The 13062-nt window shown below is 63.3% G+C and carries 12 protein-coding genes and 2 tRNA genes; 3 read left to right on the forward strand and 11 right to left on the reverse strand.

Features of this window, described 5'->3' with window-relative positions:
• The first annotated feature begins 43 nt into the window (after positions 1 to 43).
• Both AK36_RS22190 and AK36_RS22195 read left to right on the forward strand, forming a co-directional pair.
• Positions 44 to 418, forward strand: a complete 375-nt coding sequence (locus AK36_RS22190; RefSeq protein ID WP_059862405.1) for a hypothetical protein — start codon at positions 44 to 46, stop codon at positions 416 to 418.
• 123 nt (positions 419 to 541) lie between these two features.
• Positions 542 to 1027 carry a hypothetical protein gene (locus AK36_RS22195; protein WP_045579485.1) on the forward strand — a complete coding sequence of 162 codons (486 nt, stop codon included), beginning with the start codon at positions 542 to 544 and terminating at the stop codon, positions 1025 to 1027.
• A gap of 231 nt (positions 1028 to 1258) precedes the next feature.
• Here AK36_RS22195 and AK36_RS22200 read toward each other — a convergent pair.
• Both AK36_RS22200 and AK36_RS22205 read right to left on the reverse strand, forming a co-directional pair.
• Positions 1259 to 1335: transfer RNA gene (locus AK36_RS22200), tRNA-Pro, on the reverse strand.
• 94 nt (positions 1336 to 1429) lie between these two features.
• Positions 1430 to 2149, reverse strand: a complete 720-nt coding sequence (locus tag AK36_RS22205; protein ID WP_045579207.1) for a class I SAM-dependent methyltransferase — start codon at positions 2147 to 2149, stop codon at positions 1430 to 1432.
• 322 nt (positions 2150 to 2471) lie between these two features.
• Here AK36_RS22205 and AK36_RS22210 point away from each other — a divergent pair, with 322 nt between their 5' ends.
• Positions 2472 to 4682: a hypothetical protein gene (locus AK36_RS22210; RefSeq protein WP_034195589.1), complete on the forward strand. Its 2211-nt coding sequence runs from the start codon at positions 2472 to 2474 to the stop codon at positions 4680 to 4682.
• Positions 4683 to 4760: 78 nt separating this feature from the next.
• On the opposite strand, the gene AK36_RS22215 is transcribed toward AK36_RS22210, so the two are convergent.
• From AK36_RS22215 to AK36_RS22255, 9 genes are all read right to left on the reverse strand, one after another.
• On the reverse strand, positions 4761 to 5174 hold the full coding sequence (locus tag AK36_RS22215) for a MerR family transcriptional regulator (RefSeq protein ID WP_045579208.1): 414 nt from the start codon (positions 5172 to 5174) through the stop codon (positions 4761 to 4763).
• A 61-nt stretch (positions 5175 to 5235) separates the two neighbouring features.
• The gene (locus tag AK36_RS22220) at positions 5236 to 5622 is read right to left on the reverse strand and encodes an integration host factor subunit alpha (RefSeq protein WP_011884557.1); all 387 of its coding nucleotides are present in this window, start codon (positions 5620 to 5622) and stop codon (positions 5236 to 5238) included.
• A 72-nt stretch (positions 5623 to 5694) separates the two neighbouring features.
• A complete protein-coding gene (pheT, locus tag AK36_RS22225; RefSeq protein ID WP_011884555.1) occupies positions 5695 to 8124 on the reverse strand; it encodes a phenylalanine--tRNA ligase subunit beta in 2430 nt (809 codons plus the stop codon).
• A gap of 95 nt (positions 8125 to 8219) precedes the next feature.
• Positions 8220 to 9233: a phenylalanine--tRNA ligase subunit alpha gene (gene pheS / locus AK36_RS22230; protein ID WP_006753318.1), complete on the reverse strand. Its 1014-nt coding sequence runs from the start codon at positions 9231 to 9233 to the stop codon at positions 8220 to 8222.
• A 148-nt stretch (positions 9234 to 9381) separates the two neighbouring features.
• Entirely contained in the window at positions 9382 to 9741 is a 360-nt protein-coding gene (rplT, locus tag AK36_RS22235; RefSeq protein WP_004192938.1) for a 50S ribosomal protein L20, read from the reverse strand.
• 30 nt (positions 9742 to 9771) lie between these two features.
• Positions 9772 to 9969, reverse strand: a complete 198-nt coding sequence (rpmI, locus tag AK36_RS22240) for a 50S ribosomal protein L35 (RefSeq protein ID WP_004191477.1) — start codon at positions 9967 to 9969, stop codon at positions 9772 to 9774.
• Between the two features lie 190 nt (positions 9970 to 10159).
• Positions 10160 to 10684, reverse strand: coding sequence for a translation initiation factor IF-3 (gene infC / locus AK36_RS22245; RefSeq protein ID WP_072465527.1), 525 nt, complete (start codon positions 10682 to 10684; stop codon positions 10160 to 10162).
• A gap of 49 nt (positions 10685 to 10733) precedes the next feature.
• Positions 10734 to 12641, reverse strand: a complete 1908-nt coding sequence (gene thrS / locus AK36_RS22250) for a threonine--tRNA ligase (protein WP_045579209.1) — start codon at positions 12639 to 12641, stop codon at positions 10734 to 10736.
• Positions 12642 to 12912: 271 nt separating this feature from the next.
• Positions 12913 to 12989, reverse strand: a tRNA-Val gene (locus tag AK36_RS22255).
• Positions 12990 to 13062 lie beyond the last annotated feature (73 nt).

A 13062-nucleotide genomic window follows, 5' to 3' on the forward strand; every position in this document is an offset into this window, starting at 1 on the left:
CCATGCCGGCTCGCACGAGCGGCGAATCGGTCCGGAGGAAACCATGGCCAACTACATACTCCGCGGCGCGCTACCCGTCGGTACCCAATTTCGTCGTGCACACGCCGAAAACCTCGCCAACAGATTGACCGAACAGGTCGATGTCGACGTTTATTTTGCCACCAACCCCGTGGCGCACTGTTTAGCCATCTGCCTCACAGGCGCGCTATTACCGAACGCATGGCTCGCGGTGGAGAAAGTGCTTGCCGACTTTGCGCAGAAACACGCGAGCGCCGCTGCAATTTTCACAAGGAATTGGGCCGGCGACGTTTCATTCTTGCCGCTCGGCCTTGATCGCCACATCGACCTCTCCCGAGATTCCATCATCTGGACCCGCAGACTGGAACGCTGCGCGTCGACGGTGTATGGCGACTCCTGACTTTTCTCATGAACGCCCAGCACGGCAGCCCGCCGTCGCATGGCCGCTGGCCGCCTGTCCCACGCCGGAGCATCCAGTCAGTCGCCCGACCTGTCCGGCGAAACATCAGCGGATGTGATGATCATGGATATCGAAGATGCCCTAGACAAGGGTGAATATGTATTGTGTGGCGCGATGCCAGTGGATGCAGATATGGAACTCGAGCATCTCGAAAGCGTTCGTCGGCACTTGAGCGGCATTGCGGAGGTATATCTCGCGCGTGACGATGCGGCGAACACTGTCGCGATCCGCCTATCTGGATCCATTTCGCGCGACGATGCGAAGGTGATCGACCGACGGATCCAGAAGTTTGCACACGATCATTGCAGCGCCGGCGCCATCCTGTGGCGCGGGTGGAACAATTCGTGGAAATGGTTCGTGGTGGGGTTGGATTGGCAAGCTCAATGCCTGCTGAAGCTTGCCGCAGCTGAGGAGCAGTTCGAGCGCCTCGAGGACCGGGGCTTCGATTTCATTTTCTGGGTCCATCTAGATGCGACCGCCGACGTCGATCACAGTCAACGTGACAACCCGGTGGGTCGCCTTTCAATCGAGGCCGAAAGGCGGGAGTGACTTGTGATCAGCTTTACGCCAGCGGTGCGGCGACGTCAGCAGTGGCGCGCAAGTTGTGCGGGGGCGGCGAAGTCGCTACAACCGGAATTCCGATCCGGACGCCGCATAGCTCGATGGAAGTTCCGCGCCGTTCCCGTGAGAACCACTCAACGCGTGGGGGCAAATGTGGGGGCAAAATCCGCCCCAAATGGAAAAGGACTTACGGCTTTCACCGTAAGTCCTTGATTTTCCTGGTCGGGGCGAGAGGATTTGAACCTCCGACCACCTGCACCCCATGCAGGTACGCTACCAGGCTGCGCTACGCCCCGAAAGAACGAAATTATAACAGACAGTTCTTCGGTTTTGAACGGGTCGCATGCATTTTGTGAAGTCCGCACGAAATTTCCTGCCACACGATCCGCCTCACGCGTCGCGCTTGCGCGCGATACACACCACCGTGAGTCCTGCGAGCCGGTTGAACGGGAACATCGGCAACTCCGCCCGGCAGATCAGCTTGAGCAGACCGTTGACGACCGGATGATGGCGGCGCAATTGCGACGCGGGTTCGCGCGCGCGCCGCTGCATGCGCTCGCTCAACCGTAACGCGGCCGCAAGCGGAAACGTGAGGCCGAAATAGTACGCGCTGCGCTCGACGTCGAGCCCGGCGCGACGAGTGACGTCCTCGAGACCCTCGAGCGTATACCGGCGCTTGTGCTCGAGAAAATCGTCATGCGCGCTCCAGAGGAACTGGAACGCGGGAACGGTGATCAGGAAGCGGCTGCCACCCGGCGCGCCGGCCACGTAGTGCGCCAGCAGCCCGACATCGTCGTCGACGTGCTCGAGGACATCCATCAGCAACACGAGATCGGCGTCGCACCGATCGACGGCTCGCCGAAAGTGAACGGGCTTGCCCGCGGCCTCGCCGTCTGAATCGTCGACGTAGCTGGTGTCGACGCACCACGCCTCCGTGGCCCGCGTGCGTTCGAGCAAGTGCCTGGAAAAGAATCCGGAGCCTGCGCCGACGTCGAGGATCCGCTTCGCGTCGCGCGTGCCGAGGAAGCGGCGGATCGCCGCTGCCTTCGACGCGTAGTACCAGTGATCGCCGACATCGGCTCCCAATACGTCGAGTTCCTTCAAATCCATGACGCCCCCCGTGTCGGCCACCATGCTTTGATTTCTACGGCTCCTGATCGCGATCTTACCGCGCCGCGCCGGCCGAACGCGCGCCAATGTGACGCGGACCACCGGTCGCCCACAGGTCGGGCCGAAAACCAAACGGCCGTTTGACCGCACCGCCCCACCGGCCCGAATCCATTGCGCCGTCGCGCATCGTGCACTGCGGCATACGCCGTCGCTGTTTGGTTACGCCGCTCTAGCGCGCTATGACACACTGCTCGGCATCGACGGACGCGCGTTGCACTGACGGCGCGCCCTCGTCGATCACGACAAGACATGGAGACAGACGATGCGGAATGCGGTCCGGCGCGGCCATCGCTCGCCTTTGGCAATTTTCGACTGGAGGTCCGGCTCGCGGCACGCGGCCGGTCGCGCGTTGCACGGTGCGTCCCGTGCGCTCGGCGGCGCGATGCTGGCCGTCGCACTTGTCTGTGCCGGATGCGCGGAACCGGCCGCGCAGCGCGACGGCAATGCGTCGGCCGCCTCGACGCGAATCGAGCGCAGCAAGGCCGAGCGCCTCGCCCGCGAGCAGCAGATCGCGCGAACCGTGCCTTCGCTCGCATCGCTCAGCCTCACGCAACCGCGCCCGTTCACGCTGCGCGACTCCGGCCAGAGCGGCGCGATGACGTTCCTGCGCGACGTCGATTTCCGGATCGTCAACGACCTCGGCTTCTTCGTGCACCAGCTGTCCGCCACGCTCGTCCCGACGCAAGCGGGCGCGCCGATCGTGTTCGACGATCCGACCAGCTTCGAGATCGACGTGCACGAAGGCACGGTCACGCTCGACAACGCGAAGCTGACCGCCCTCTTCGACACCTACATCTTCGGTTACCGCAACGCGCCGCTGCGCAAGCTCGCGGTATCGGCCGGCGACGGCGTGATCCATCTGCAAGGCGAGATGCGGCGCGACGGCTGGGTGCCGTTCTCGCTGACCGGCACGCTCTCGATCCGCGACGGCAGCCAACTCGTGTTCCACCCGACCGGCGTGCGCGTGTCGGGCATCAACGCGCAGCCGGTGATGCGCGCGGCGAACGTGAAGATGGCCGACCTGCTGAAGATCGAGACGCCGATCGCACATCTGGCCGGCGACGATCTCGTGATGTCGGTCGACAAGCTGATGCCGCCGCCGCGGCTGAAAATCACGATCACCGCGCTGCGCGTGACGCCGGCCGGCCTCGATCTGACGCTCGACGACGGCTCGCATGCCGGCTTCGCGCTGCCGCCGAATGCGTCGCAACAGGCGATGTACATCCGCGGCGGCGACGTGAAGTTCATGCGCTCGATGCCGATGAACGCGGACATCCTGATCGGCCCCGTCGATTCGACGACGCGTGATCGCAATTTCGTGTTCGACCTGTATCACTATCGCGATCAGGTGTCGGCCGGTTACTTCAACTTCGACGAAAGCGGTGCAATGACGATCCGGATGCCGTCCTATGCCGGGCCGGCCGGCAGCGCGGCGCTCGGTAGTGCGGCCGCGCGGCTGAACGACCGCTTCCTGGCCGCGCAGCAAAGCGCGCTGCGCGACGCGCGCGAACACTGGGAAGCGTCCGCGCTGGCCGCGAACGCACCGCCGGCCGGCATGCGCAAGGTCGCGATGCGGCGCACCTCGACCACCCCGTTCAACGAACGCCACGTATCGAACCGCAACCCGACGATCCATCTGCACAACGTCGACTTCAACCTGTCCGGGGACATCGGTTTCCACGTCGAGGATCTCGACGTCCAGCTCGTTGCGAAACGGGCCGGCGATCCGGTCGATCTCGACGATCCGAATCAGTACGACATCCGCATTCTCGGCGGAACGGTCGTCGAGTCGTGGAAGGCGATGTCCGCGCTCTTCAACAACTATCTGCTCGACTACTCGCCGCGCTCGCTGAACGACCTGCAACTGAGCGCGCAAGGCCAGGACCTGCGCGTGCGCGGCGGCATCAAGCTGTGGAATCACGTGCCCGGCGTATGGCTGCCCACCGACATGACCGGCTCGCTGGCGGTGCTGGACGACCGGCACCTCACATTCAAGCCGACGCAGGTGTCGGTGGTCGGCATCCCGCAGGCGAAGCTGCTGCGCGCGCTCGGCATCGAGCTGGCGTCGCTGACGCCGCTGCGCCGCCGCGGCGCGGAGCTGCGCGGCGATACGCTCGTGCTGGACCAGTACACCGTGTTCCCGCCGCCGCTGCTCGACGGCAAGCTCGCCAAGGCGACGGTCGAATCCGACGGTCTGCGCCTGACGTTCCGGCGCGTCGCCGACGCGCCGCTGCCGAAGCGGCCGCAGATCGACGCACGCAGCTACATGTGGATGGAAGGCGGCGACATGAAGATGTTCAACGTGCTCGAACTGAACGTGCGCGCGTTGATCCGCAATTCCGCCGCATCCGGCCCGATGCGTTTCGACCTGTACGATTACCGCAGCCAGGTCGCACAAGGATCGGTGCGGATGCTGCCGGACGGCACGCTGGTGGTCGACATGGGCAAGCCGAATCCGCTCGCCGCGCGCTGACACGCACGGGCGGCGGCCATGAAAAATGCCCGGTGACGCAGCGCCAACCGGGCATTTCATTTGCCGACCAATCTGCGGTCAGTCGTGTTTCAGTCCGTCGATCACGTCGAGGAGCGCTTGCCGCAATGCGGCCACGTCGACCGCCCCACCGGCCTCACCCGCAGCCTGTACGTCGGCGACGCGCTCGTCGCCCGCGGGCGCTGCCCCGGCGCCGCGTTCGCCGCCCGGCGAATCGAGGCGATTGCGCGCGCCGTTGATCGTGAACCCCTGTTCGTACAGCAGCTCGCGAATCCGCCGAATCAGCAGCACTTCGTGATGCTGGTAATACCGGCGGTTACCGCGCCGCTTCACCGGCCGCAACTGCGTGAACTCCTGTTCCCAGTAGCGCAGCACATGCGGCTTGACCCCGCACAGCTCGCTGACTTCGCCGATCGTGAAGTAGCGCTTCGCGGGAATCGGAGGCAGGACGACTTTCTCAACCGTGTTGGTCATCGTCGGTTAACCGTCGGTAAAGGACGCGCGGCGGCCGCGCGGGGACATCTGCGCGCGGGCGTTACTCCGCGCCGTTTTCGACCAGCGCCTTCAGCTTCTGGCTCGCGTGGAACGTGACCACGCGACGGGCCGCGATCGGAATCGCCTCGCCCGTTTTCGGGTTGCGCCCCGGACGCTGCGGCTTGTCGCGCAGCTGGAAATTTCCGAAGCCCGACAGCTTGACGCTTTCGCCGTTCTCCAGCGCGTCGCGAATCACTTCGAAAAACGCCTCGACCATGTCCTTCGCTTCACGCTTGTTCAGCCCGACGCTGTCGAACAGCAGCTCCGCCAGCTCCGCTTTCGTCAGCGTGGGCGTCTCGGCGGACACCGGCGCGGACGCGTCGCGGTTCATGGCGCTGCGTTGCGCCGTCAGGAGGGCTTCGAATTCACTCGAGGTCATGTCGTTCATATCTGCGATACAGCGCGTTAAATCAAAACTTGCGATGGGGAAAAACCACCCGCGAACGGGTGGCCCCTCTCCTTAGCCGCGCAGGCGGGCGCCCACGCGAGCCATCCGCTCGACCAGCGTGTGGATCGCCTGATCGACGACCTCGTCCTGCAGCGTGCCGGCCGCGTCCTGCAGCGTCACGCGGAAGGCCAGGCTTTTCTCATGCGCCGCAAGACCACCGGAAGTGTTTGATTTTGCACGAAATTCGTCGAAGAGTACAACCTTCTGAACGAATCGGCACGCGTCCTCGGCCAGCGCCTTCTTCATTTCGTCGAAAAGCGCCTGAACCTCGACCGCCTGATCGACGACGACGGCGATGTCGCGCCGCACCGGCGGGAACTTCGACACGTCGGTCGGCGCCGGCAACGCACGCGCCATCAGCGCCTCCGTATCGATCTCGAACATCACCGGCGCGTGCGGCAGCTCGTATTTCTGCATCAGGCGCGGATGCAGCTCGCCGATCCAGCCCACCGCGCAACCGTCGATTTCGATGCGTGCGCTGCGTCCCGGATGCAGGGCCGGATGCTCGGCCTTCACGAAGCGCGCGACGGCGGGCGCGAGCAACGCCTCGAGATCGCCCTTCACGTCGAAGAAGTCGACCGCGCGCGTCGCGACGCCCCACTGTTCGTCGAGCGCCGGGCCGTAAGCGAGCGCACCGACGCGCTTCGGCTGCGAATAGCCTTCGACGGTCAGCTCGCCGGCCTTCGCCGACGGGTCGGTCAGGAACACGCGGCCCGCCTCGAACACCCGCACGCGATCGGCGCGACGATTCAGGTTGTGGCGCAGCACCGAGATCAGGCTGCCGAACAGCGTCGTGCGCATCACCGACAGCTGGCTCGCGATCGGATTCAGCAAGCGGATCGGATTGTCGTTGCCGGCGAAATCGTGCTCCCACTCGGCATCGACGAAGCTGAAGTTCACCGTTTCCGCGTAGTCGCGCGCGGCGAGCGCATGACGGATGTCGTGGATCGAACGCTGCGTCTCGTTGGTCGCGCGCATCTCGCTCGTCGCGACCGGCGGACGCGCCGGGATTTTCTCGAAGCCGTAGATGCGCGCCACTTCCTCGATCAGGTCCTCCTCGATCTCGATGTCGAAGCGGTGCGACGGCGGCGTGACGAGGAACGCATCGTCGTCACGTTCGAACGGCAGGCCGAGGCGCGTGAAGATGTTGGCGATCTCGTCGGCGTCGATCTTCACGCCGATGATCCGGTTCGCGCGCGACACGCGCATCTTCACCGGCGCGCGCTGCGGCAGGTTCACGGCCTGATCGTCGACCGGGCCGGCCTTGCCGCCGCAGATCTCGAGAATCAGCTGCGTGATGCGCTCGACGTGCTCGACGGTCGTCGCGTAGTCGACGCCGCGTTCGAAGCGATGCGCGGCATCGGTCGAGAAGTTGTACTTGCGCGCGCGGCCGCGGATGCTGTCGGGCCACCAGAACGCGGCTTCCAGATAGATGTTGGTCGTATCGAGCGTGACGGCCGTGCTGTCGCCGCCCATGATGCCCGCGAGGCTTTCGACCTGACGGTCGTCGGCGATCACGCCGACCGTTTCGTCGAGCTCGACCGTGTTGCCGTTCAGCAGCTTCAGCGATTCGCCGCGCTTGCCCCAGCGCACTTCGATGCCGCCGTGAATCTTGTCCAGATCGAACACGTGCGACGGGCGGCCGAGTTCGAACATCACGTAGTTCGAGATGTCGACGAGTGCCGACACGCTGCGCTGACCCGCGCGCTCGAGGCGCTCGACCATCCATTGCGGCGTCTTCGCGCGCGCGTTCACGCCGCGGATCACGCGGCCGGAGAAACGGCCGCACAGATCGGGCGCGGCGATGCGCACCGGCAGCGTTTCGTCGAGCTCGACGTGCGCCGGCTTGATGTCGATCGGCGTCAGCGGCGCGCCGGTGATCGCGGCCGTCTCGCGCGCGATACCGAACACCGACAGGCAATCGGCCTTGTTCGGCGTCAGCTTGATTTCGAAGATCGTGTCGTCGAGGTTCAGCGTGTCGCGGATGTCCTGGCCGACCGGCGTGTCTTCCGGCAGGATCAGCAGGCCGCTGTGGTCCTCGGACAGCTTCAGCTCGCGCGCCGAGCACAGCATCCCCTGGCTCTCGACGCCGCGCAGCTTCGACAGCTTGATCGCGAACGGCTTGCCGCCCTCTTCGGCCGGCGGCAGCTCGGCGCCGACCAGCGCGACCGGCACCTTGATGCCGGGCGCGACGTTGGGCGCGCCGCAGACGATGTTCAGCGTCGCGCCGGTGCCGGCGTCGACCTGGCAGACATTGAGCTTGTCCGCATCCGGATGCTTGACGACTTCGAGCACGCGGCCGACGACGATCTTCGACGTCGGCGGCGCAGCCTTGCTCAGCGACTCGACTTCGAGCCCCGCCATCGTCAGCGCGTGCGACAGTTCGTCGGTCGTCAGCTGCGGGTCGACAAAGGTTCTCAACCAGGATTCAGGGAATTGCATGGATGTCTACGTTCGAAACAGGTTAGATCGACGCCCGGGCCCCGGTGGAACGTCCGGCGGGGCGAGCGCGGGCACATGTCGGCACGGCGCGTGCGTCAGGCGAACTGGCGCAGGAAACGCAGATCGTTCTCGAAGAACAGCCGGAGATCCTGCACGCCGTAGCGCAGCATCGTCAGGCGCTCGAGGCCGCTGCCGAACGCAAAGCCGATATAGCGCTCGGGATCGAGCCCCATGTTGCGGATCACGGTCGGATGCACCTGCCCCGAGCCGGAGATCTCGAGCCATTTGCCGGCGTTCTTGCCGTGCTCGAACATCATGTCGATCTCGGCCGACGGTTCCGTGAACGGGAAATACGACGGGCGGAAGCGCACGAGGATGTCGTCGCGCTCGAAGAATTTCTTCAGGAAATCGGTATAGACGCCCTTGAGGTCGGCGAAGCTGATGTTCTCGTCGATCCACAGCCCCTCGACCTGATTGAACATCGGCGAGTGGGTCGCATCGCTGTCGACGCGATACGTGCGGCCCGGTGCGATCACCTTGATCGGCGGGCGGTTCATGCGCGCATATCGCACCTGCATCGGGCTCGTGTGCGTGCGCAGCAGCAACTGGCGGCCGTCGGCGTCCTTGCCTTCGACGTAGAAGGTGTCCTGCATCGAACGCGCCGGATGGTTCTCCGGGCTGTTCAGCGACGTGAAGTTGTACCAGTCGGTCTCGATCTCGGGGCCGTCGGCCACGTCGAAGCCGATCGAGCGGAAAATCTGTTCGACGCGCTCCCATGTGCGCATCACCGGATGCAGGCTGCCTGCACCGGCGCCGCGGCCCGGCAGCGTGACGTCGATCGCCTCGGCGGCGAGTCGCTGGTTCAACAGCGCATCGGCGAGCGCCTGGCGACGCGCGGTCAGCGCGGCTTCAACCTGCTGCTTCGCGACGTTGATGCGGGCGCCTTCGGTCTTGCGTGCTTCGGGATCGAGCTTGCCGAGGCCCTTGAGCAACTCGGTCAGCGCACCCGACTTGCCGAGAAATCGGGCTTTCTCGTTTTCGAGCGTGGTGATGTCGGCAGCCTGTTCGAAGGACTGCTGCGCGTCGGCGACAATCTGGTCCAGATCCATAGATCCCATCATTTCCAACGTCATTCGGTCTCGGCGAGCAAATCTGCCCGCCAAACAAAAAAGGGGCTCGGAAGAGCCCCGTTTTCGCTGCAGCGGCCGAAACTACCGGAACATCGCTGCAACTAACCACGCAGTGCTAATTTCGCAATTAGGCTGCAACGGCGGCTTTCACCTGCTTGACGATCGCAGCAAAAGCAGCCTTGTCGAACACCGCCATGTCGGCCAGCACCTTACGGTCGAGTTCGATCGACGCCTTCTTCAGGCCGTTGATGAACACGCTGTAGGTCATGTCGTGCTGGCGAACTGCCGCGTTGATACGCGTGATCCACAGTGCGCGGAACACACGCTTCTTGTTGCGGCGATCGCGGTACGCGTACTGGCCAGCGCGCATCACCGCCTGCTTGGCGATGCGGTAGACGTTATTGCGACGGCCGCGATAACCCTTGGCCAGGTTGATGATCTTCTTGTGACGGGCCCGTGCGGTTACCCCACGTTTGACTCGAGGCATGTTTCGCTCCTTAGAGTATCAGTTGAGGGGTTACGCGAACGGCAGCATCGCGCGGACGGAGTTCAGATCGGAATCATGAACTGCCGTTGCGCCGCGCAGGTGACGCTTGTTCTTCGTGGTTTTCTTGGTCAGGATGTGGCGCTTGAAGGCTTGACCGCGCTTGACGGTACCGCCCGGACGCACCACGAAGCGCTTTGCAGCACTCTTCTTGGTCTTCATCTTAGGCATGACGAATAACTCCAGTTTATTTGATGGCGATGGGTGTGCGGTTGGCTTGCGCCCTCGACCCGCCCTTCGAAACCCAGTCCACTTGTGTACGGCGACCGCTCGCGCAGCCGCCGTCATTGTTGGCGCGCCGCCCTGACCGGGCCACGCGCCGAACCACTTGCCGAACCTGCGCGACCAGCGCGCGGGCTCGTTACTTCTTTTTCTTCGGGGAGAGCACCATGATCATCTGGCGCCCTTCCATCTTCGGCATCTGCTCGACCTGACCGACTTCCTCGAGATCCGTGCGCAGACGCTCCAGCATCCGCATACCGATCTCCTGGTGAGCCATTTCACGGCCGCGGAAACGCAACGTGATCTTCGTCTTGTCGCCCTCTTCGAGGAAGCGCAGAAGGTTGCGAAGCTTGACGTTGTAGTCACCGTCATCGGTACCCGGGCGGAATTTGACTTCCTTCACCTGGATGACCTTCTGCTTCAGCTTCGCTTCGTGCTGCTTCTTGGACTCCTGATACTTGAACTTGCCGTAATCCATCAGGCGGCAGACCGGCGGAACCGCTTGCGGCGCGATTTCCACGAGGTCAACGTCCAACTCTTCCGATTTACGGAAAGCATCAGCGAGTTTCACGATACCGAGCGGTTCGTTCTCGATCCCGACCAGACGCACTTCCGGCGCAGTGATTTCACCGTTGATGCGATGCGACGACTTATCAGTAGCGATGTTACGTTTCCTCTAAAAATTAAAAAAACGAGCCGCGCTGCCAGGGCGGTTACTTGAACGAGCGCAGGTCTTCCTGCAGACGCTCAACGAAGGCTTCGACCGGCATAACGCCAAGATCGACGCCGCCACGGGCACGCACGGCTACCGTTTGCGCATCACGCTCCTTATCGCCCACGACGAGGAGATAAGGCACCTTTTCCAGCATGTGCTCGCGTATTTTATAGCTAATCTTCTCGTTGCGCAAATCTGCCGCCACCCTAACCCCTTGTTTTTGCAACGTTTGGACCAGAGATTGCGCATATTCGGCCTGACTTTCGGCGATATTGAGCACAATTGCCTGGAACGGCGCGAGCCAGACCGGCATCGCGCCGGCGTGGTGCTCGATCAGAATGCCCAGGAAACGCTCCATCGAACCGACGATCGCACGGTGCAGCATCACCGGCCGGCGGCGGCTGTTGTCTTCCGCAACGTACTCGGCGCCGAGGCGCTCCGGCAGCACCATGTCGAGCTGCAGCGTGCCGCATTGCCAAGAACGGCCGAGCGCATCCTTGATGTGGTACTCGATCTTCGGGCCGTAGAACGCGCCCTCGCCCGGCAACTCTTGCCACGACAGGCCGCACGCGGTCAGCGCATCGCGCAGCCCCTGCTCGGCGCGATCCCAGGTTTCATCGGTGCCCGCGCGCTGCTCGGGGCGCAGCGACAGCTTGATGTCGATGTGCTCGAAGCCAAAGTCCTTGTACACGCTCATCGCCAGCGTGTTGAACGCGATCGACTCCGCGATGAACTGATCTTCGGTACAGAAGATGTGCGCATCGTCCTGCACGAAGCCGCGCACGCGCATCAGCCCGTGCAGCGCGCCCGACGCCTCGTTGCGATGGCACGAACCGAATTCGGCATAACGCAGCGGCAGGTCGCGGTACGAGCGCAGCCCATGCTTGAACACCTGCACATGCCCCGGACAGTTCATCGGCTTGATCGCGTAGTCGCGCTTCTCCGACTCCGTCGTGAACATGTTCTCGCGGTAGTTCTGCCAGTGGCCCGACGCTTCCCACAGCGAGCGGTCCATGATCATCGGCGTCTTGATCTCGAGATAGCCGGCATCGTTCACTCGGCGACGCATGTACTGCTCGACCTGCTGCCACAGCGCCCAGCCCTTCGGATGCCAGAACACCATGCCCGGCGACTCTTCCTGCATGTGGAACAGATCCAGCTGCTTGCCGAGCTTGCGGTGGTCGCGCTTTTCCGCCTCCTCAAGCATGTGCAGGTACTGATCCTGGTCTTCCTTCTTCGTCCAGGCCGTGCCGTAGATGCGCTGCAGCTGCTCGTTCTTGGAATCGCCGCGCCAGTACGCGCCGGCGACCTTCATCAGCTTGAAGACCTTCAGCTTCCCGGTCGACGGCACGTGCGGGCCACGACAGAGATCGGTGAAGCCGCCGTGCGAGTAGAGCTTGATTTCGTCGCTTTGCGGAATCGATTCGATGATCTCGGCCTTGTACTTCTCGCCGATGCTGCGGAAATAGCCGGCCGCCTCGTCGCGCGACACCACGCGGCGCGTCACCGGCTCATCCTTCTTCGCGAGCTCCTGCATGCGCTTTTCGATCTTTTCGAGATCTTCGGGCGTAAACGGACGGTTATACGCGAAGTCGTAATAGAAGCCGTTGTCGATGACCGGCCCGATCGTCACCTGCGCTTCCGGATACAGCTCCTTCACCGCGTACGCGAGCAAGTGGGCGGTCGAGTGACGGATGATGTCGAGACCGTCGGCATCCTTGTCGGTGACGATCGCGAGCGATGCATCGCGATCGATGACCGTGGACGTGTCGACGAGCTCGCCGTCGAGCTTGCCACCAAGCGCAGCCTTCGCAAGGCCGGGACCGATCGAGGCCGCAACCTCGGCAACTGTCACCGGATGCTCGTATTGTCGAACTGAGCCGTCAGGCAAGCGTATCGAAACCATGGCAATCTCCGTGATGCCGACAGTGGGCGGCAAACCAGGCACGCAACCTCAAAGTCACGCGCGGAATTTCGCGACAAAAAAAATGCGGCCCCGCTTTCGAGGGGCCGCATTCGATACTTCACTCAGACTGAAAGGGCGAAAACGTTCCTCGACTAGCGTCGCTCCGAAAAGGTTTCGGTCAACGTTCGCGGTGTCATAACCGTATTCGCCTTGTTCGCGTTGAGTTATTTACTGCATCGAACACCCGGAAAACCGGGCATTCTCAATTCGTTGGTAGGCTCGATTGGACTCGAACCAACGACCCCCACCATGTCAAGGTGGTGCTCTAACCAGCTGAGCTACGAGCCTAGTGAAGCTAAGATTATATGGGGCGAGCGTTTCCTTGGCAAGCTATTTATGCGGTTGCAGCAAAATGACGGGG

Origin of the sequence: Burkholderia vietnamiensis LMG 10929 (genome assembly GCF_000959445.1) — a bacterium.
Lineage (GTDB): Bacteria > Pseudomonadota > Gammaproteobacteria > Burkholderiales > Burkholderiaceae > Burkholderia > Burkholderia vietnamiensis.

Bases quoted from the DNA above. Each gene is read 5' to 3' on its own strand.
- AK36_RS22205 (WP_045579207.1), bottom strand. From the start codon at position 2,149: ATGGATTTGAAGGAACTCGACGTATTGGGAGCCGATGTCGGCGATCAC.
- AK36_RS22210 (WP_034195589.1), top strand. From the start codon at position 2,472: ATGCGGAATGCGGTCCGGCGCGGCCATCGCTCGCCTTTGGCAATTTTC.
- AK36_RS22190 (WP_059862405.1), top strand. From the start codon at position 44: ATGGCCAACTACATACTCCGCGGCGCGCTACCCGTCGGTACCCAATTT.
- AK36_RS22215 (WP_045579208.1), bottom strand. From the start codon at position 5,174: ATGACCAACACGGTTGAGAAAGTCGTCCTGCCTCCGATTCCCGCGAAG.
- AK36_RS22195 (WP_045579485.1), top strand. From the start codon at position 542: ATGGATATCGAAGATGCCCTAGACAAGGGTGAATATGTATTGTGTGGC.
- AK36_RS22220 (WP_011884557.1), bottom strand. From the start codon at position 5,622: ATGAACGACATGACCTCGAGTGAATTCGAAGCCCTCCTGACGGCGCAA.
- pheS (WP_006753318.1), bottom strand. From the start codon at position 9,233: ATGGATCTGGACCAGATTGTCGCCGACGCGCAGCAGTCCTTCGAACAG.
- thrS (WP_045579209.1), bottom strand. From the start codon at position 12,641: ATGGTTTCGATACGCTTGCCTGACGGCTCAGTTCGACAATACGAGCAT.
- pheT (WP_011884555.1), bottom strand. From the start codon at position 8,124: ATGCAATTCCCTGAATCCTGGTTGAGAACCTTTGTCGACCCGCAGCTG.
- rpmI (WP_004191477.1), bottom strand. From the start codon at position 9,969: ATGCCTAAGATGAAGACCAAGAAGAGTGCTGCAAAGCGCTTCGTGGTG.
- rplT (WP_004192938.1), bottom strand. From the start codon at position 9,741: ATGCCTCGAGTCAAACGTGGGGTAACCGCACGGGCCCGTCACAAGAAG.